Consider the following 21784-nt stretch of genomic DNA (forward strand, 5'->3'; position numbering starts at 1 on the left):
CAATTTTTACCCCATAATCGATCATAAATTCCTCTTTTTTTTCTTTTTTTAAGTGTTTATTTGCTTCAATTGTAAACTTTTAATCCCCTATTAAACATCTTTAAAGGCTTTTGATTCCATTTTAATAGCGAATATATCAGTTTGATAGACTCCGCTTTGGCAGACCGGTTGAACAAAATATTGAAGCGGTATAATTGGAAGAGGTGTCCTTTATTTTTAAAGTAAATAAACATGATAAATAGGATTGTTGCGGCTCACATTTGGTTTGTTTTGTTCGTTCATACGGATTTAGTTAAAGCGCAGTCCCCCTCCAAAATAGCGAATGAGCCGTTAATACAAATGGATTATGAACGTTTGGTGACGAGGGCAGACCTACACTATACGCAGCCAGTGGAAAAAAGTGAAGAAGGCCAACCGATTGGAAACGGCCGTATGGGTAGCTTGGTATGGACAACACCTTCTCAAGTGAAGTTGCAAATCAACAGAGCAGATGTATTTGGTAACAACTCCGCTTCCAATAATTTTTTTGAACGAAATACGGAATATATTGGAGCTACGGCCAAAGTCGATATAGATTTTGGAGAACAGGTTTTTGTTGCGCCTACATACCGTCAACATCTTTCATGCTATACGGGAATTTCAACGGTGAAGGGAAAAGGAATAGATGCTCAAGTGATGGCATTGGCTGAAGAGGATGTCATTATCCTGCATGTAAAAGATGAGCGTACACTTCCACGTTCTATTATGACGAACTTGGGTATGCTACGTAAACCTGTTACAAAACGGGGAAACCATACTGCAATATCCAAATTGGAACAGGAAGGCGATTATATGATACTAACGCAAGAGTTTCGTGAAGATGAGTATTACTGCGCATCTGCAGTAGTTATCAGTTTATCAGATCATCCCGGTTCAATTGAACTTACCAATGAGTCCACTATGCGCATATCAAACGCGCAAGATGCGTCCGAATTTACAGTTTTTATAGCGAGTGCTGCGACATTTGATCCAACAGAAAATGTAAAGGCAACTGCTGTAGCTAGCATGAAATCGGTAAGAAAACAGCATTACTTGAAACTGTTCAAAGCTCATCAGGCGTGGTGGGCTGATTTTTGGCAAAAATCTTTCATCCATCTTTCCAGCTCCGATAGGGAAGCTGATTATGTTGAGCAAAACTATACCTATTATTTATATGTCATGGCTTCGAGTTCAAGAGGTAAATACCCCACCAAATTCAACGGAATGTTATGGTCTACCGGCGGCGATCTGAGACAGTGGGGAAATGCGTTTTGGGGCGCCAATCAAAGCTGCTTATATAATGCGTTATTTCCAACAAACCATATGGAACTAATGGATCCCTTGTTCAATTTGTATTATAACAATTACAAAACGTTTGAAGTCGCTGCTCAGCAACAGTGGCGATCGAAGGGCATATATATACCGGAGACGATGGGATTCGATGGGGTGCCTTCTATGCCGGATGATATTGCTCGAGAGATGCAAGCATTATATCTATTGGAAAAACCTTGGACGCAACGTTCAGGTCGATTTATGGCTTACGCCGAAACAAAGATCCCCTTTTTGAGTCGATGGAATTGGAAACATGCAGGTGAATGGAGGGAAGGAAAATGGACCTATCAAGAGCGGGGTGATGGCCCATATGGCCCTGTAAACCATTTATTTTCGAGAGGAGCAAAAATAGCTTACCAATTCTGGCAAAAATACGAATATACAAAAGATGAAAAGTGGTTAAGAGAGAAAGCTTATCCCATGCTGAAAGGAGTGGGAGAATTTTATCGGAATTTCCCAAATGTAAAGAAAGAGCCGGATGGCAAATATCATATTTACCATGTAAATGACAATGAATCGATTTGGGGAGGGCATAATACAGTAGAAGAAATCGCTTCGATGAGGGGTGTTTTTCCTGTACTGATAAAAGCTTCTGAGGTATTACAGGTCGATGTGGAAATGCGACCGATATGGCAAGAGTTTCTCAAACATTTAGCACCCTTAACCACCAATTTTGACTATGCAGAAAGTTTCCATGAAAAGGAAGTATGGGTGGGTTCGCTTCCTCCTACAAGTGCGGTTCGCGGAAACGGGAAAAGACTGCCGGATGGGAATACGATGCCCGTATGGTTTTTTGACCTATGTAACCCGGGAGGTAATAAGAAGTATTGGGAAATAGCAAATAATACCCTTGACGCTTATTTTAAAACGGAAGACAAAAAGAATAGTTCCCTCCATGTATTATCCAAGCTACCCGTCTCGGGAGCGATTTTAGGTAGGGAAGATGCGATACGTTATTTGTTGCTAAATCAATTACGAAGGAATTCGAAACACGAGGTGATGGCCAATAGAATGGATCTGAGTGAAGGTTTCTATACCACTAATATCCAACGCTTAGGACGCTGCGCCGAAGCGCTTCATGCTGCTTTGTGCTTTAACGGCCCCCCTCTTCCCGGTGAAGAGCCTATAATACGCGTTTTCCATGCCTGGCCGAAGGAATGGAATGGTGCTTTTAAGCTGCTGGCAAGAAATAATTTTCTGGTAAGTGCATCAATGAATAAGGGTATTATTCGCTTCGTGGAAATCAAGGCGCAAGATAAACAGACCTGTCGTATCCAGAACCCTTGGCCGGGACAGGCGATTGTTATCTATCGAAATGGTAAAAAGGAAAAAATTAAACGGGGCGATTTATTGATTTTTGCTGCTGAAAAAGATGACCGAATTGTTATGGTCAAAGATGGTACGAATCCCACATTATTTAACGCGAAGAAGTGGCCAACTGAATAGCCGGTTGCTTTATTTACATTTATTTACGAAAGATTCGTATTTGAATGAGAAATTATAAGTTATAAGTTAATAAATCCATTTAAAAAATGAAAAATTGGACTACACTATATAGTCGCAAATATCAACGGTGTATAGTAATTTGTGTATTCCTGTTCGGAATGACCGCACATGCACAAACGATGGATGAAATGTGGGAAAGCCGTTCGAGCGGTAAAGAGCACGCCAACATCCAGTGGTTTAAAGATGCTAAATTCGGTTTATTTATCCATTGGGGGCTTTACTCGCATTTAGGAGGAGAGTGGAAAGGGAAACGATATTATGGGAGTGGCGAGTGGATTATGAATCAAGCAAAGATTCCTGTGAGGGAGTATGAAGCCACTGCTGCAACTTTTAATCCCTCCCGATTTAATGCGGATGAGTGGGCACAACTAGCTAAAGATGCAGGAATCAAATATGTGGTTATTACGGCAAAACACCATGAAGGCTTTGCCATGTATGATTCTAAGGTCAGTACCTTTGATATTGTAGATGCAACGCCTTTTAAACAAGATCCAATGAAATTATTGGCTGATGCGGTTCGTAAACGGGGCATGCATTTTGGCTTTTACTACTCGCAATTTCAGGATTGGCATAATCCAAATGGGGGTAAAAATACCTGGGATTTTGATGAATCTAAAAAGGACTACCAAAAGTATTATCGGCAAAAGGCGATTCCGCAGCTAAAAGAGCTGATGTCTAATTATGGGGATTTAAGTATCGTTTGGTTTGACACGCCTGGTGGTTTGAGTAAAGAGCAAACGCAGCAGTTTATCGATAGTTTACGGTTGCTGCAACCGAAAAGTTTATTCAGTAGCCGAGTCGGACATGGTTTGGGTGATTATCGGGATTATGGCGACTCTGAAATGCCTGCCATGCCCATTAATGGTGCTTGGGAATCAATTTATACCCATAACGACTCCTGGGGTTACATGAAGCATGATATGAATTTTAAGACACCCGAAACGATTATTCGATTATTGGCCGAAGCTGCATCTAAAGGGGGGAATCTCATGCTGAACGTGGGTCCTGATGGTTCAGGTCGTATTCCAGCTTATTCAGCTCAGTTTTTACGGGAAACAGGGCGATGGTTACAGGTTAATGGCGAAAGTATTTATGGCACTACACAGGGCTTGATTCCTCAACAACCCTGGGGTGTAACGACATCAAAACCGGGAAAGCAATACTTACATGTTTGGACCCGACCCCGTAGCGGGAAGCTGCTGATTCCAAATGCCAATATGCAGGTGCAAAAGGTATACGCTTTGGCTGATGGGCAGCCTGTAAAATGGCATAAAAGGGGAGACGCTATTTGGATCGACTTACCCATAACTTTATCTGATGCGAAAAATACCGTATTTGTATTGGAATATGCGGGAGAAGCGCCTACCTATAATAAGAACGCGCCCATCACCATTTCCAACCAGTTTGACGAAAATGAGATAAAAGCAGCCTTTGCAAAAACGACGGGCAATGCCCGTATCGAAAGCTTAACCTACAGTCATTACTATGGTGATTGGAAACATACCAACTGTGTGGTTGGAATGGCTGATAGGGAAAAAGATATAATCGAATTTGACACGCAATTAATGGAATCCGGCAACTACCGGATTACGCTCGAATATGCCTGTGAGCCCGAAAGCGCTAATCAGGAGGGAACATTATCAATCAATGGACAAAACTTTTACTTTAGAACTTTACACACGGGTAGTTTTGATAAAAAAGCACCATTGCTCTTCGTTCGGCATGACGTGGCAACAATTTCAATAAATAAACCGGGACGGTATACTTTGGATATAAGGCCCTTAAGCGGTAAAAGCGAATTATTTAAACTAAAGGCTGTGATAATAAAACCGATAGATTAAAGAAGATGACAAAAACCATTTTGTACCCCTAAATAGAACGAAAATTACCCTTAGAGATTGGAGCGAATTGAGACTTTTGTGCACAAACCTAATGATGGCTAACCGCATAAACTAAAAAAGATGAAGGGTAAATTTACAAGAGGACTATTTATAGTACTATTATTATTTCAAACTTGTGTTTTGAGCTTCTGTGCGCTGGCACAGGGAAATAGCACGGTATCTGGTAAAGTGACAACGCCTGATGGACAAACTGCTCCGGGAGTAAGTGTCAGGGTTAAAGGAAAAAATAAAGGTACAACAACAGATGCTAACGGGCTTTACCAATTACAGGTGGAGTCTCACGATGTGCTGATTTTTAGTCAGGTTGGTATGGCAACGAAGGAAGCGACCGTCAACGGACAAAAGCAAGTTAATATTATATTACAGGAGCTCAGCAATCAAATGGACGAGGTAGTCGTTGTGGGTTATGGAACGCAAAAGAAGGTAAACTTAACAGGTGCCATTGCTTCTGTAGATGGCGATGTGGTGAATAAGCGAATTGCTACTAATCCGACACAGTTGCTTCAAGGCCGAATGCCCGGTTTGCGCGTTACGCAAGCCTCCGGCGAAGCTGGAAATGAGAACGTGAATCTGCAAGTGAGAGGCTTGGGTTCCTATGGGGCCTCCGCTTCGCCACTGATTATTGTAGATGGTATTCCGGGAAGCCTAACAAATCTGAACCCGCAGGCCATCGAAAATGTTACGGTACTAAAAGATGCGGCTTCAGCTGCTATTTACGGAGCTAGGGCCGCAAATGGGGTGATACTGGTTACTACTAAGCAGGGGAAGGCAGGTAAAGCCAAGCTGACCTACGATTACAATATCGGCATTACCAAGGCGTCGTCGCTGCCGGATTTTGTATATAATTCAGTCGATTACATGAAGTTATATAATCAGGCTGCTATAAACTCGGGCATCACGAATTCCAATGCGATGTTCAGTCAGGAAATGATTGACGCTTATGCAAATGCCACGGATAAAAATTTATATCCTGATTTTAACTGGTTAGATGCGGTGTTTAAAACAGTACCGGTACAAACGCATAACCTATCACTTAGTGGGGGAGGAAGTGGAACAACTTATAACGTTATTCTTGGCTACGTTGATCAACCGGATATTATGGTTGGGACTTCTTTCAAAAAGTACAATTTACAGATAAACCTGAACGCGAAGATCAATGAACGAATTAATTTCGGATCCAGCATCACCTTGAACTATGGAGACCGAAAATATCCGAGGAATGGGAGCGAAGATCAATTTCTATCCACCATTAGTCAGTCACCACTCTATGGCCCTTACCTGCCGGATGGCAGTGGTCGTTATACCTCCCGAGCCTATCCTTTCCAGTCACCTAACAAAAATCCGGTAGCTGTGGCGGAAAATGCCTTAACCAAGTTAAACAACTATTATATGCAGGGCAATCTTTTTCTGAATGTTAAATTGCTGGAAGGATTAGAGTGGAGAACAAGTGGTGGCTTGAATTATAGCTTTTCTAAAAACTATACTTTTAAGCCGGTCATTGAACAATATCTCTGGTTTGCGGGGCCGAATGATGCACCAAGTAGACTTCTCGATGTTGGCGGACAAGGTCTGACGGTTACGGACGATAATAATGTATATCCCGTAGGTTATACCCAACTTACTTATGATAAATCTTTTGGTAATCATCATTTAAAAGTGCTAGCCGGCACGCAAGTAGAATATAATAAAACCCAGATGCTTTTAGGTAGTCGTTTGCAATTCCCCAGCAATGAAGTACCTGAGCTAAATGCCGGTGGTGCAGGACAGCAAACAAATGAAGGTGTCACAGAAGAATGGTCGCTCAGATCTTATTATGGAAGAATAAATTACGATTACAAAGGGAAGTATTTATTAGAAGGAAATGCGCGTTACGATGCTTCTTCCCGCTTCCCTAAAGATTTGAAGTGGGCGTTTTTTCCTTCTGTATCAGGAGGTTGGCGTATAGCTGAAGAGGCTTTTTACGGAGATGGATTAAAAGCTGTTATGAGTGACCTCAAGTTGCGGGCATCTATTGGTACCTTGGGGAATCAGAACATCGGTAATTATCCTTATCAAACGGTGTTGAATTCGTCTTACGCTTATCCATTTGAAGAATCGTTACAGCAGGCTGCTCGTCAGGAAGCCATGGCAAATAATCGCATTAAGTGGGAAAGCACCACTGTTGTCGATTTCGGTGTTGACCTTGGTTTCTTTAACAATAAATTAATTGCCAATTTTGATTGGTACAATAAGGTTACTTCTGATATCTTATCTTCTTCAACCGCTTTCCCCGCTTATATTGGCTTGGCGGCGCCAACGGTTAATTACGGAGAATTGAGGAACCGAGGCGTAGAGCTTGGTTTACAATATAGGGAGACCTTTGGAGAAGTTGCGTTGAGCTTGAGTGGAAATATTCAAGCCAATCGTAATAAAGTGATTAAATATGGGGCCGAGCGCATTCAGGGAAACACGATTATCCGTGAAGGGTTGCCCTATGGAAGCTTCTACTTGCTACAAAACATCGGTATCTTTCGCTCGCAGGATGATATTACTAATGCTCCTGTTCAACAAATTCCTGCAAAACCAGGCTACTTGCAATTTGCTGATGTCAATGGTGATCATCAAGTGGATAATAATGATCGGGTAGTGGTTCCAGGTGCGTTTCCAAATTTTGACTATTCTTTTAACGCCTCGGCTACCTGGAAAAATTTTGATTTGACCGTGTTTCTTTTTGGGTCACAAGGACAGAAGATATTCGTAAGTGAGTGGGGGATTGTTCCATTTCGGCAAGGCGGTGTATTCACCCGCGATTGGATGGAGGATTCCTGGACGCCTGAAAACCCGAATGCAAGCTTACCAATAGTGGGAGCCGAGGGCACGCCAGCCGCCAATAATGTTAGAACTGCTTCGACCTTTTTTCTTAAGGATGCATCTTTCTTACGATTGAAGAATGTCCAGCTCGGATACAACTTACCGGCAAGCATGCTAAGTAAAATCGGAATCAGTGGTCTACGAATCTATTTTGCAGGAGATAATTTGTTGACTTTTTCAAAATTCCCTGGTTTGGATCCTGAGCGTGGTGTATCTTCCGGCGGGGGAGCTACTTCAGGAAGATATGTAACGCACCCGCAGAATAAAGTATTTGCATTCGGTACTAGTATAACCTTTTAAAACCTGATGTTATGAAGCTTACATTAAAAACAATATATATTACTTTGGCTACGCTTGCAGCACTTAGTCTAAATAGTTGTACAAAAGACTTGTTGGAGAAGGATCCAACCGATAAGATTTCGGAGCAGAATTTTTGGAAAACAAAAAGCGATGCGGATTTAGCGTTGGCAGGTTGTTATGAGTTCCTCAGTAGAGGATACAATGCAACATCCTCCACTGCAGCTCGTGGTGGTTGGGGTGGCGCTTCCATGCTCTGGGATGGGCTTTCTGACGATGCCTTCGTCCCCAGCAGTTCCAATAGCTTTAATGTGATTTCCCGGTCGGGAATAACGCCTACAACCGGCGGAATGCAAACGGAAGGGTATGAGATATCCTATCAAGCGATCGGTGCTTGTAACCGCTTACTTGCCAATATCGATAAGATCGCTACACTGAGTGAAGAGCAACGCAATATATATAAAGGCGAAGCAAGGTTTATCAGAGCGCACTACTATTTTTTACTTACTCGTTTGTATGGCGACGTTCCTTTAACGCTGCAACCATTAGGATTAGATGAAGCAAGTGCTATGTTGGCTCGAACGCCAAAAGCAGCGATCATTTCTGCCATTTTGGAAGACCTTGATTTTGCGATTGAACACCTACCTAACACTTCTTATAGTGGACATGCGGTGCGGGGATCTGCTTTAGGGTATAAGGTCAAAGTACTGCTCACCAATAAACAATGGGACGCTGCTGCCAACACGGCGCAAATAATTATCGACGAAAAAGTATTTTCTATTTATCAGGGAGGTTATCGGAATCTCTTTAGAAAACCCGGCCAAAATAATAATCCCGAGATTATGTTTTCAGCAAAGTTTCTGCCACCTAATATGTACAGTCCTGCTGACATGATGTATTCTTACTTGAAGGCCGTGCAACCTTTATACTATTTGGTAGACAGTTACACATGCACGGACGGTAAGCCTATTACGGAATCTCCTTTGTATGATCCGAATAATCCTTATGAAAATCGAGATCCGCGTTTGAAAGCATCCATTATTTATGAAGGCGTTTGGCGCGGGACAGATGCTTCCTCGGCCTTTGATCCCGTCTTTGAGAATGTGTTGGGCGGTTACCTGCCGCGTAAATATATTAACGAATCAAAATGGCCAACCAGCTATGCTACGCAAAGTGATCAAGATTGGGTATTTTTACGTTATGCCGATGTATTGCTTATGTACGCTGAGGCGAAAAATGAAAACAGTGGACCCGATCAGACGATTATCGACGCACTGAATCAGGTCCGTTCTCGTTCCGATGTGAACATGCCCTTGTTTAACCTGAATGATAGTTATAGTCGGGAAGAACTTCGAGAAGTAATCAGGCAGGAACGGCGGGTTGAACTTGCTTTAGAGGGGCAACGTTATTTCGATTTAAAACGTTGGGGGGTTATCAAAGAAGTTATGGATACGATCCAAGATCCCGATGGTGCCGCAAGATTATTCCAAGCGCGTGACACGTTATGGCCGGTTCCGCAGTCCGAGGTCGATATCGCCCGAAGTTTAGGGAACGAGGGCTATAAGCAAACACCCGGTTTTTAACTGTTAACCTTATGTAAGATGAACAAGTTCGGACAATTGGCACGGATAATTTTACTCTCCATGAGCTTGGTACTTCCACTACAGCTTTTAAATGCACAAATACCGGTTGAGAAGGGTAAAGAGCGAATGAAATGGTGGACAGAAGCCCGATTTGGCATGTTTATCCATTGGGGCGTGTATGCCCAATTTGCTGGTGTTTATAAAGGCCACGAACAGGCAAGAGGTGGCGCTGAGTGGATTATGAACCGTTGTAAAATTCCGGTAGCCGAATACCAGGCTGCTGCTAAAAAGTTCAATCCGGTGCACTACAACCCAGATGAATGGGTAAGAATGGCGAAAGAAGCCGGTATGAAATATTTGATTATTACCGCTAAACACCATGATGGATTTGCCTTATTTAGAACTGCTGCCAGTAAATGGAATGTAGTGGATGCAAGCCCTTATGGCCGCGATCTGTTAAAGCCTTTGGCAGAGGCCTGTAGAAAATATGGGATTAAGTTAGGCTTTTATTATTCCCAGGCCCAAGATTGGAATAATCCCGGTGGATCGGCAGCCAGAAAATTAATGCGAGAAGGATGGCCAAACCCTGATTCGGCTCGGATAGATGCATATACCTTAACTCATAAAGGGCATTGGGATCCTGCTCAGGAAACGGTTTCGTTTGATGAGTATATCAATAAGGTTTCTGTGCCGCAGGTAAAAGAACTGCTTAGTAATTACGGCGATATTGCGATACTGTGGTGGGATACACCAACGAATATGACGGATGAAGCGGCGCTTAAATTACAGGAACAACTTAAACTGCAACCCCATATTATCACGAACGATCGGTTGAAAAGACCCAACTTTCCGGGAGATACGAAAACCCCCGAGCAAAAGATTCCGGACTTCAGTGAACTGGATGGAAAGTATTGGGAAACTTGTATGACCATGAATGGGACTTGGGGATATCGAACTTCTGACAATAACTGGAAATCAAGCGAAACCCTTATCCAAAACTTAATCGATATTGCCTCTAAGGGAGGAAACTACTTGCTGAATATCGGCCCTAAGCCCGACGGTACTTTCCCCAAAGAAAGCATCGATCGGTTGAAAGCAATCGGTGATTGGATGAAAGTAAATGGGGAAGCTATTTACGCAACTAAGGCTAGTCCACTTGCTCCATTGAATTGGGGTAGATGCACCATGAAAGAGACCGGAAATAACACCATTCTTTATTTATCTGTATTTGACTGGCCCTCGGACGGGAAATTGGTTGTCCCTAAATTGAGAAACAAGGTGCTATCTGCGATGCTTTTGGCCAACGGGCAAATCATAAAGGCGGGTAACAAAGGGGATACGGTCTCAATAGCTCTTCCTTTAGAAGCACCTGATAAGGTGGCGACTGTTGTTAAACTGGAGCTAAAAGGTCATGTGGAGGCTGTAAAACACGGATTACCTGCAAAAATGATGAAAAGTGGTGCATTGGATTAAGTGGTTGATCGTTGAGTAGTGAAATGGTCGAGTAGTTAAGTGGTTAAATGGTTGAGTAGTTAAGTGGTTAAATGGTTGAGTAGTTAAGTGGTTAAGTGGTAAATGGTTGAGTAGTTAAGTGGTTAAGTGGTAAATGGTCGAGTAGTTAAGTGGTTAAATGGTTGAGTAGTTAAGTAGTTAAGTGATTAAATGGTCGAGTAGTTAAGTGGTTAAATGGTTGAGTAGTTAATACATTATGTTTAGGTTAAAATATTGTTTATTATATACACTTTTTTTTATAGGTTTCTTTTTAACCGCTCGTAGTCAAGAAACCCGTCGTATCGATAAAAGTTGGGAGTTTCTAAAAAGTGATTTAGGCGGTATTTGGGAAGCCGTAAGACCCGTTGGGAAAGGCAATCCGGAAGCGGTGCCGATTTGGCAGCAGGTTGACTTACCGCACTGCTTCAATGCAACTGACGGGGTCGATCCGGATGTAAATTATTACCAAGGTCCTGGATGGTATCGGAAAAACATAAAGGTTGATAACCCTTATCAAAATGGGCGGACGCGTTTGCATTTTGAAGGCGTCGGACAAAAAACGGAGGTTTATGTTTATACAACAAAGGTAGCTGAACATATCGGTGGCTACGACGAATGGGTGGTGGATATTACGGATGCGGTAAAAACCTTTACCGCAAACCCCATCTGTGAAAAACAATTTCACGGACAGGTTCCTATCATTGTTCGAGCAGATAATTCCCGTGACCTGGAAATGATTCCCTCCGATCTATCCGATTTTAATCTATATGGGGGTATCTATCGGCATCTTAACCTGCAATATATACCACAAGCTTCCATTGATAGGGTTTTTACTAAAGTGAGTGTGGATCCTCAAGGTAAGGAGGGTTCGTTGCACATCAGCACACGGTTCTTGCGTGATGGCGGCAGCCGAAATTTAAAAGTAGATATCCGTCTTTTAGATCCACAAGGGGAACAGGTGGCACAATTTGAAAAAGAGGTATCGACACAAATAAAAGAAATTGATTTAGCTTGCCTGAACGTTAAGAAGCCGATTTTATGGAGTCCTGCCCAGCCGTCATTATACAAGTTAATCGTGACTGCAAAAACAGGAATGGATAGCTGTACGGTAGAAGAAAAAATAGGATTTCGACATTTCGAGTTTAAAAAGAAGGGGCCATTTTATCTGAATGGAGAGCGTTTGTTACTACGCGGTACCCATCGGCATGAAGATCATGCCGGTGTTGGGGCAGCCATGACGGATTCCATGATCCTTAAAGAAATGCAACTCATGAAAGAGATGGGGGTTAACTTCATCCGATTGGGACATTATCAACAGTCGAGGGTTGTTCTGAATGCCTGCGATAGCCTCGGTATGCTGGTTTGGGAAGAAATTCCATGGTGCAGGGGTGGCCTGGGAGGAGAACAGTATCAAGCGCAAGCGCGACAAATGTTGACTAATATGATCGAGCAGCATTATAATCATCCGTCCATTATTATCTGGGGATTGGGAAATGAAAATGACTGGCCAGGCGATTTCTCAGTGTTTGATAAGGAGAAAATTAGAGCCTTTATGAAGGAGCTGAACGATCTGTCTCACCGCTTAGATCCATCAAGAAAAACAGCTATTCGGCGCTGCGACTTTTGTAAAGATATCGTAGATGTTTATTCGCCGTCTATCTGGGCTGGTTGGTACCGAGGTTTGTACACTGATTATAAACAGGCTTCGGAAGAGGAAATGAAAAAAGTCAACCATTTCCTTCATGTCGAATGGGGAGGTGATAGTCATGCACGCCGACATGCCGAAAATCCGGACAAAGCCTTAGCGAAGATTACAACAGGAGATGGGGTGGATGAAAGAGCGGGGGATGCGTCGCTGTATGGTGGGGCAGCGAGGGTTTCAAAAGATGGTGACTGGAGTGAAAGTTATATCTGCAATCTGATTGATTGGCACTTGAAAGAACAGGAAAATATGCCTTGGTTAACGGGAACAGCTTATTGGCCTTTTAAGGACTTTTCTACACCGGTGAGGCCGGATAATCCAGTACCGTATGTGAATCAAAAGGGTGTTGTAGAACGTAATTTAAATAAAAAGGAAGCCTATTATGTGTTCCAATCTTATTGGGTTAAAAAGCCAATGGTACATATTTACGGGCACACTTGGCCAACGCGCTGGGGTGAACCGAATGAAGAAAAAATGATCAAGGTCTATTCCAATGCAGAAGAGGTGGAGCTTTTTGTTAATGGAAAAAGTATGGGAATTAAAAAAAGAAATGTACAAGATTTTCCTGCCGCTGGTTTACGATGGATGGTGCGGCTTCGTGAAGGTGAAAACCATTTTAAAGCCGTAGCAAAAAATGGAAAAGAGATGGTGAGCGATGAACTTAGGCAAAACTATCTAACAGCAAAATGGGATAAACCCGTACGAATGAACCTACAGGAAGTCGACCGTGAGGGCGACATTGTCACCCTTCAGGCTGATTTGCTGGATGCGAAAGGTGTCCTGTGTTTGGATGCCCAAAATTGGTTACACTTTTCAGCTGTGGGTGATGGAAGTTTGATCGACAATCAGGGAACCTCCGATGGCTCGCGGAAGGTGCAAGCTTACAATGGTCGGGCGATGATTAAAGTGCGCCTAGCAAAGGGGAAATGCGTAGCTAGCGTGCAGTCGGAGGGGATGGAAACGACTTTTGTGAACTTGCAATAGTTAAATCGTAAAGGAGTAGGGTCGTTAAATGCTTGAGTAGTAAAGTAGTTAAATGGTTGAGTAGTTTAGTGGTTGAATAGTGGGTGTCTACATTTTAGCATGGAGCGATCGAACACTTAATAAATACAAAGGAATGTCGATGACGATTTGAATCCAAGTTTGAGCGTGGGATAATAACCAAATAGAAAATGAATAAACCTAAGATCTCTCTTTTTGTGTTCGCAAGCTGTGTCTTTGCCACATTAATGGGTAATACGCAAGAGCAAGAAAAGTTACTAAAATTATGGTATACGAAACCGGCATCGGTTTGGGAAGAGGCCTTGCCGTTGGGCAACGCCAAAACAGGGGCCATGGTATTTGGGGGTGTTCAAGTAGAACGCTATCAACTGAACGACAATACCCTTTGGTCGGGCTTTCCTAATCCAGGGAATAATCCAAATGGCCCCAAAATACTCCCACGGGTACGAAGGGCCATTTTTGACGGCGACTATGAAAAAGCGGCAAGTTTATGGAAGCAAATGCAGGGTCCCTACTCGGCTCGCTATTTACCGCTTGGCGACTTATTACTCGATTTTCATCGTCCCGATTCATTGACTACTTCGTATCAACGCGATTTGGATCTTGATAAGGCCCTGTCTACGATAAAATATACTTATCGTGGGGTAATGTATACACGTGAGACCTTCATCAGCCGACCTGATAAGACGATGGCTATACGAATAACAGCGAATAAACCGGGTGCAGTCGCCTTTGATGTCGCGTTAACAAGTAAATTGAAACATCAAACAAAGGCCACTTGTCATGATTATCTGATACTTCAAGGGAAAGCGCCCAAATTTGTCGCAAACCGTGAATATGAGCCACAACAGATTGTTTATGACGACAGGGATGGCGAAGGTATGAACTTCGAAATACATGTGAAAGTGCAAGCAATAGGCGGTGAAGTAAAAACGGACGACAATAGATTGTGTGTTTCAGGAGCCGATTCGGTAATACTTTGGCTAACAGAAGCAACGAGCTTTAACGGTTTTGATAAATCGTCGGGTTTGAACGGGAAGGACCCCGCCGTAGAAGCGGCAGCTTGTATGGAACGAGCTTCAAAATCAAGCTATCAGGAAGTGAAGTCGCGGCATATAGCGGACTATGCGGCACTCTTTCGCCGAGTGTCTATCGACTTAGGGAAAGATCCGGAAGCTGTGCGATTACCCATTGATGAAAGAATGTTACGTTTAGCAGAAGGGAAATCGGATAATGCGCTACAGGCTTTATATTATCAGTATGGCCGCTATCTATTGATCGCTAGTTCTAGGCCGGGAGGGAGGCCGGCAAACTTACAGGGAATATGGAATGATATGGTTCAACCGCCTTGGGGGAGTAATTATACCACCAATATCAACACCGAAATGAATTATTGGTTAGCAGAAAATACCAATCTCTCCGAATGCCATCAACCCTTGTTTGATTTTATGAAAGAATTGGCAGTTAATGGAGCGGTGACAGCTAAAGTGAATTATAACATTGACGATGGATGGGTGACACATCATAACTCCGATTTATGGGCAAAAACATCGCCTCCCGGCGGTTACGACTGGGACCCCAAAGGCATGCCTCGGTGGTCGGCATGGCCTATGGCAGGTGCTTGGTTTTGTACGCATTTGTGGGAACATTATCTCTATACCGGCGATAAAAAGTTTCTCAAAGAGGAAGCTTATCCTTTGATGAAGGGAGCCGCTTCTTTTATGCTACATTGGCTTATTGAAGATCCCGGTAGCCATTATCTTATTACTAACCCGTCAACTTCACCTGAAAATACGGTTAAAATCGCTGGAAAGGAGCATCAGTTGTCAATGGCTTCTACCATGGATATGGCAATCATAAGGGAATTGTTTAATGCCTGTATTCGTTCTGCCGATATTTTGGGAAGTGATAAAGATTTTAAAGAAAAATTGATAATGGCTAAAGCAAAACTTTATCCGTATCATATCGGCCAATACGGACAATTACAGGAGTGGTACCAAGATTGGGATGATCCAGCAGATAAACATCGGCATATCTCTCATCTATTTGGTCTTTATCCAGGTAATCAAATAACCGTACTCGGCTCTCCGGAATTGGCAGCAGCAACCAAACAGTCGTTGATTCACCGAGGCGATGTGAGTACTGGCTGGTCAATGGCTTGGAAAACCAACTGGTGGGCTCGCTTACAGGACGGAAATCATGCTTACAAGATTTTGAAGGATGCGTTGCGTTATATCGACCCGAATGAAGAAAAGGAACAGATGAGCGGAGGTGGTGCATATCCGAACCTCTTCGATGCACATCCACCGTTTCAAATTGACGGGAATTTTGGCGCAACCGCTGGCATGACCGAGATGTTATTGCAAAGCCATGCCGGAGAAGTTCAATTGCTGCCTGCCTTGCCAGACGCTTGGCCAGCAGGCAGTATTAAGGGCATAAAGGCACGCGGAAATTTTACAGTTGAAATCAATTGGGCAAATAGGAATTTAACACGTGCGCTTATTCGTTCGGAATTGGGGGGGAATTGTAGATTAAGAACACCTATTCCGGTTAAAGTGTTGGAAACTACCGGTCAATCTTTGAGAAATGCTTCTCAAAATGAATTATTAATGAAGCCTGAAAAACCACGCTTTGAGCAAAATGGGCAGGCTTCTTTGCAATCCCTGAACTTAAAAGAAACCTATGTAATAGATTTTCCAACGGAAAAAGGACGAATATATACGATTGTGCCCTTGTAAAACTCATTTGAATGAATAATATACGTTATTATAAACTTTTATTTTTTCTGCTCATAACATGCTTTAAAAGTTACGGGCAGGAAATTAATTGGACGGAAGTATTGCCAGGTGTTTGGAAAGGCGTCGTAGGGAAGCCTGAATCTTATAACTTATTAACTGCCGCTGGTGTGACGCCCCGGTCGGAAGCAATTCGAAAGTTGAGTAATACTTCATTTCCGTTCGTAATGGCTGATGTTTATGGAGGTACGGTGGATGGAAAAACCTACCTGCGTTTTCCTTTGGATTCGTTGGAACAACTATTTGGTTTCGGTCTTCACTTTCAGTCCGTGCATCAGCGAGGGAAAATTTTGCGATTACATGTCGACCATTATGGAGGGGTAGATAATGGCCGAACGCATGCACCTACCCCTTTTTATGTTTCTTCAAATGGTTATGGCGTTTTTATCAATAGCGCACGTTACTTGGATGTATACGCTGGTTCTGCAGTGCGAAAGGATAGTAAACACCCCCCTCAAGCAAAGGATCGCAACGTTGATAAAACCTGGACAGCACGACCTTATAGCGATGCGGTTGAAATATTGGTCCCTGCTGCGGGTGTGGAGTTTTATGTCTTCGGTGGACCGACACCCTTGGATGCCGTTCGTCGATTCAATTTATTTAATGGGGGTGGTGTATTGCCGCCTCGCTGGGGATTAGGTTTTACCCAGCGCGTCCAACGACTGTACAATGCTGAAGAGGTGGAAGAGGAGGTGAAAGCTTTTGAACAAAGGGGATATCCTTTGGATTTTGTAGGCTTGGAGCCCGGGTGGCAAAGCAAATCATACCCTTGTACTTTTGAATGGGATCCAAAGCGCTTTCCCAATCCAGAAGCTTTGGTGCAAAGATTGCTAAAAAAAGGTGTCCGAATTAATTTGTGGACGAACCCCTATGTTTCTCCCGCGTCGCCGATTTTTAAAGAAATTAAACCTTTTACCTCCTCCCATACGGTATGGGTAGGCTTGGTGCCCGACTTAATGATGGCGCAAGCTAGAAACACCCTCTTTTCTCAATGGCAACGAAGCCAAGTCGATATTGGCATTAGCGGTTATAAGATAGATGAAGTTGATGGAGGCGATCACTATTTGTGGCCTGATGTGGCATCCTTTCCTTCCGGTTATGCTGCCGAACAGATGCGGCAGACCTATGGCGTGCTTATGCAGCGATATAGTACGGGCTTATATAGAAAGGAGAATAAGCGCACTTATGGTTTAATACGAGGATCCAATGCGGGTGCGGTATCATTCCCTTATGTTATTTATAACGACTATTACAAGCATGAAGATTTTATTACCGCATTGGTAAATAGTGGTTTCGCCGGCGTGCTGTGGACACCGGAAGTTCGTGCTTCCAAGAGTGAAGAGGAATGGTTGCGGCGTTTCCAGTCCACTATTTTTTCTCCGATGGCCATGATTAATGCCTGGGCAAGCGGCACAAAACCCTGGTCTTTTCCCGATGTGGAGGCGCACGTAAAAGAAGCAGCACTTTTGAGAATGCGCATGATGCCTTATTGGTACAGCGAATTTGCTAAATATCATTTTGAAGGAACGCCGCCATTTCGCGCTATGAATTTAGAAGAGGGTTTTACGCTAGGGGAATCAAAAAAGGTAGTGACAAACGATCTGGAAAAGAATCCTTACGCAGAAGCATATCATCGAGAAATTAAGGATCAATATATGGCGGGTGAATATCTTCTGGTGGCACCCATGTTTACGGGGCAGACGAGCAGAGAAGTGCTATTGCCGAAAGGCAACTGGTACGACTTTTACACGGGGGCATATGTAGGCAATGGCGAAACCATCACCGCCACGCCGGGCTTAGATAAAATACCGGTATATGTGAAAGATGGAGGAATAATACCATTCATGCCTCCTTTGCTACATGCACCTAAAGCTGGTGAACAAGTCGCTATTGAGGTTAGGCACTATGGTAAAAAAAACGGTGAATATGATTTATACGACGATGACGGCGAAAGTTATGATTATGAAAATGGAGAATATAGTTTTAGAAAGATAAAGGTTGAACGTGGGAAGGAGGGCAATTGGGAGGGTTGGATAGCACCGCCCGAAAAAGGGAAGCCAAATACGATCGAAAAGGTAACGTTTAAATTCATGACGCTATGAGGTATTTAGACTACATGATCTATGTATGCTTGCTGGTGGGCAGCTTGTGCGTATCGTGGGTAGACCTGGCGATCGATACGTCTTATGAAAAAGAGGCGGAACAAATTCTAGGCAAGCAGATTTTACGGCGAGCAGCATGGGCTATGCAACAGCAACCGGTAACGATTACAGCGGAGCAATCGTCAAGAAGCAGCGGGGGAAAGCACGATTTCTTTTCTGAAGGTGATTATTGGTGGCCTAATCCCGCGGATCCAAATGGTCCTTATATACAACGTGATGGTATGACAAATCCGGATAACTTTGTCGCTCACCGCAAGGCAATGATCCGCTTTAGTCAGATAGTAGGTGCCTTGGCTTCCGCTTATCGGCTAACTAATGACGAAAAATATGTTATGCATGCCTTGAAGCATCTGGAAGCATGGTTTGTGAATCCTGAAACGCGGATGAATCCTAATCTTTTGTACGCACAGGCAATTAAAGGACGCTTTACCGGGAGGGGCATTGGTATCATTGATACCATCCATCTCATGGAAGTTGCGCAGGGAATTTTAGTCATGAAGGATGCTGCGGTTTTTTCTAATGGACGGCTAAAACAATTTAAAGCATGGTTTTCGGCTTATTTAGCGTGGCTGATCAATCATCCCTATGGTAAGGATGAAATGAGAGCAGAGAATAACCATGGGACCTGTTGGACAATGCAAGTGGCTTCCTTTGCGAAGCTCGTGGGTGATGAGCAATTGCTGGATTTTTGTCGCGAACGATACAAGACGGTTTTGTTACCTAATCAAATGGCACATGATGGTAGCTTTCCACGTGAACTTAAACGTACCAAACCTTATGGTTATTCGCTTTTCAATCTGGACGCCATGGTTATGTTATGTCAAATAGCTTCCATACCGACGGATAATTTATGGGATTTTCAATTCGCAGATGGGCGTTCGATAAAAAAGGGAATGACCTTCATGTTTCCATACATAAAAGAAAAGGACACTTGGCCCTATGCAAAAGATGTGATGTATTGGGATTATTGGCCGGTTGCACAGCCCGCTTTATTGTTCGGTGCGAAAGCCTTCGACGAGAAGCTTTGGTTAGCCACGTGGAAAAAGCTCGATCATGAGCCAAAGGTAGAAGAAGTAATTCGAAATCTACCAATTCGAAACCCTATTATTTGGTTTAGGTAGTTGAGTCGTTAACTGATTAATAGTTGAATAGTTGAGTGGTTAAATAGTTGGGTTGTTAAATGGTAGAATAGTAAAATAGTTAGTGTGGGTCGAAGACGATTGCAGAAATCTGATAACGGATAAAATAATGAGAAAACGAAATTACCTTTTATACTTTCAAGTCTTTAGTATTGCTTGTATGCTGAACACTGCGCTGTATGCACAGGACGTGGGTGACGAGGGAACAAAAATGTACAATGATCCAAAGATGCGGGATATCACAGCTATTGAAGAGGCGAAAGCGGGGTGGTGGACCGCCGCCATGCGTAAACACAACCAACGGATTGCTTGGTGGCGGGAAGCCAAATTTGGTATGTTTATTCATTGGGGAGTTTATTCGCATGCAGGTGGCGAATGGAAAGGCAAGGAAGTGGGCGGTTATGCGGAGCATTTGATGCGTAAGGAGAAGATCAGTCGACGTGATTACTTAGCTTTGGCAAAGCAATTCAATCCGGTACATTTTAATGCAGAACAGTGGGTACTGGCAGCAAAAAAAGCCGGGATGAACTACTTTATCGTTACAGCCAAGCATCATGACGGCTTTGCAATGTATAATACGCAATATTCCGATTTTAATAGTATAAAGCAAACGCCTTTTCATCGTGACCCCATGGCCGAAATAGCACAGACTTGCCGCAAATATGGTATGAAATTCGGCTTTTACTATTCGCACGCTTTTGATTGGGAACATCCGGATGCGCCCGGTAATGATTGGGAGTACCATAATCCCGGTGGTGATAAATTGATCGGAGGTGCCGATTGGTATGATAAGCATCCGGGATGGCTTCCGAAAGCCCAACGATATGTAAATGAAAAGGCCATTCCACAAATTCGGGAGCTATTGCTTAATTACCACCCGGATATTTTATGGTTCGATACGCCGCACAAATTACCTTTCTCGGAAAATCTGCGTATTTTGAAAGCAATACGAGAAACTGATCCTGAGGTCGTCGTTAACGGCCGCCTCGCGCGTAGTACGGGCGGAAATTTTGGCGATTACTTGAACACGGCCGACAGACCCGCGGAATTTTATCCGGTAAAGGGCGACTGGGAGGCCATTCCTACTACCAATGAATCCTACGGATACTCCAAATATGATCATAGTCATAAACCCGCCTCGTTCTTTATCCGTTTATTGGCAAAAGCCGCTTCAAGAGGAGGTAACCTACTCATGAACGTCGGACCAATGGGGGACGGAGCCTTTGATCCAAAGGATACGCGGATATTGGATAGCATTGGAATTTGGATTAACAAGAATAAAGAAAGTATCTATGGATCAACTCCCACAACTCTACCTGTTCAATCCTGGGGCGTAGTTACGCAGCGCGAAGATAAATTATACTTACATGTGTTCAATTGGCCAAAGGACGGAAGGTTACTGGTTGGAGGTCTGAAAAACGAAATCCGGCGAGCATATTGCTTAAATAATCAGAAAAAAAACTTCGCTACAGCGCGGATCACCTTAGAAGATCTCGCTATTGAGCTTCCTGCTCAGGCGCCGGATCCAGTTAATAGTGTAATCGTTATTGAATTGAAAAATAAGGTGTTGTCGGTAGATAACGCCCGACTTTTGAATGATCATATTCCAAATCGTTTACTTGCCTTTGATGCTATATTGATCGGTAAGGAATTTAAGTATGGCGATGGGAAGTCGAACCGATACTATGTTGATGGATGGAAAACTTGCAAACAAAAAATGTACTGGCCAATTCGTGTCATCAAACCTGCACCTTACCGGTTAAGGATAAAATATAGTGCTAACACCCTAGGTAGTTTATACGAGATCAGTATAGGTGAAAAGATGTTAAAAGGCGAAACCAAAAAGAATAAACCGAACGAAGATTTTGTAATAGATGACTTAGGGGAAATCGCACTTACTGATTCACGGTCTATGCTTGAGCTCAAAGCTGATCGAATAGTGGGAGATGAACTTATGAAACTGTTTGAAATTCAGTTAATACCTATTAATCCTTAAAAAACTAGTT

The 21784-nt window shown here is 43.2% G+C and carries 10 protein-coding genes; all 10 read left to right on the forward strand.

Features of this window, described 5'->3' with window-relative positions; translation table 11 throughout:
- The first annotated feature begins 231 nt into the window (after positions 1 to 231).
- The 10 genes from ACH11B_RS15590 to ACH11B_RS15635 all read left to right on the forward strand — a co-directional run bounded on the left by ACH11B_RS15590 (position 232) and on the right by ACH11B_RS15635 (position 21774).
- A complete protein-coding gene (locus ACH11B_RS15590) occupies positions 232 to 2796 on the forward strand; it encodes a glycosyl hydrolase family 95 catalytic domain-containing protein (RefSeq protein ID WP_377609636.1) in 2565 nt (854 codons plus the stop codon).
- Positions 2797 to 2882: 86 nt separating this feature from the next.
- Complete coding sequence (locus tag ACH11B_RS15595; protein WP_013666128.1) at positions 2883 to 4697, forward strand: alpha-L-fucosidase; 1815 nt, start codon at positions 2883 to 2885, stop codon at positions 4695 to 4697.
- A 120-nt stretch (positions 4698 to 4817) separates the two neighbouring features.
- Positions 4818 to 7907 carry a SusC/RagA family TonB-linked outer membrane protein gene (locus ACH11B_RS15600; protein ID WP_377609634.1) on the forward strand — a complete coding sequence of 1030 codons (3090 nt, stop codon included), beginning with the start codon at positions 4818 to 4820 and terminating at the stop codon, positions 7905 to 7907.
- An 11-nt stretch (positions 7908 to 7918) separates the two neighbouring features.
- Positions 7919 to 9487, forward strand: a complete 1569-nt coding sequence (locus ACH11B_RS15605) for a RagB/SusD family nutrient uptake outer membrane protein (protein WP_377609632.1) — start codon at positions 7919 to 7921, stop codon at positions 9485 to 9487.
- Between the two features lie 18 nt (positions 9488 to 9505).
- Positions 9506 to 10960, forward strand: a complete 1455-nt coding sequence (locus tag ACH11B_RS15610) for an alpha-L-fucosidase (protein ID WP_130857581.1) — start codon at positions 9506 to 9508, stop codon at positions 10958 to 10960.
- Between the two features lie 235 nt (positions 10961 to 11195).
- Positions 11196 to 13664, forward strand: coding sequence for a glycoside hydrolase family 2 TIM barrel-domain containing protein (locus ACH11B_RS15615; protein WP_377609630.1), 2469 nt, complete (start codon positions 11196 to 11198; stop codon positions 13662 to 13664).
- Positions 13665 to 13852: 188 nt separating this feature from the next.
- The gene (locus ACH11B_RS15620) at positions 13853 to 16420 is read left to right on the forward strand and encodes a glycosyl hydrolase family 95 catalytic domain-containing protein (protein ID WP_377609628.1); all 2568 of its coding nucleotides are present in this window, start codon (positions 13853 to 13855) and stop codon (positions 16418 to 16420) included.
- Positions 16421 to 16431: 11 nt separating this feature from the next.
- Complete coding sequence (locus ACH11B_RS15625) at positions 16432 to 18579, forward strand: TIM-barrel domain-containing protein (protein ID WP_377609626.1); 2148 nt, start codon at positions 16432 to 16434, stop codon at positions 18577 to 18579.
- Positions 18576 to 19760, forward strand: a complete 1185-nt coding sequence (locus ACH11B_RS15630) for an alginate lyase family protein (RefSeq protein ID WP_377609624.1) — start codon at positions 18576 to 18578, stop codon at positions 19758 to 19760. Before ACH11B_RS15625 ends, ACH11B_RS15630 begins: the two co-directional genes overlap by 4 nt.
- A 127-nt stretch (positions 19761 to 19887) precedes the next feature.
- Positions 19888 to 21774: an alpha-L-fucosidase gene (locus ACH11B_RS15635; RefSeq protein ID WP_377609622.1), complete on the forward strand. Its 1887-nt coding sequence runs from the start codon at positions 19888 to 19890 to the stop codon at positions 21772 to 21774.
- The last annotated feature ends 10 nt before the right edge of the window (positions 21775 to 21784 follow it).

This window comes from Olivibacter sp. EAT-5, assembly GCF_044784325.1.
Taxonomy (GTDB): domain Bacteria; phylum Bacteroidota; class Bacteroidia; order Sphingobacteriales; family Sphingobacteriaceae; genus Olivibacter; species Olivibacter oleidegradans.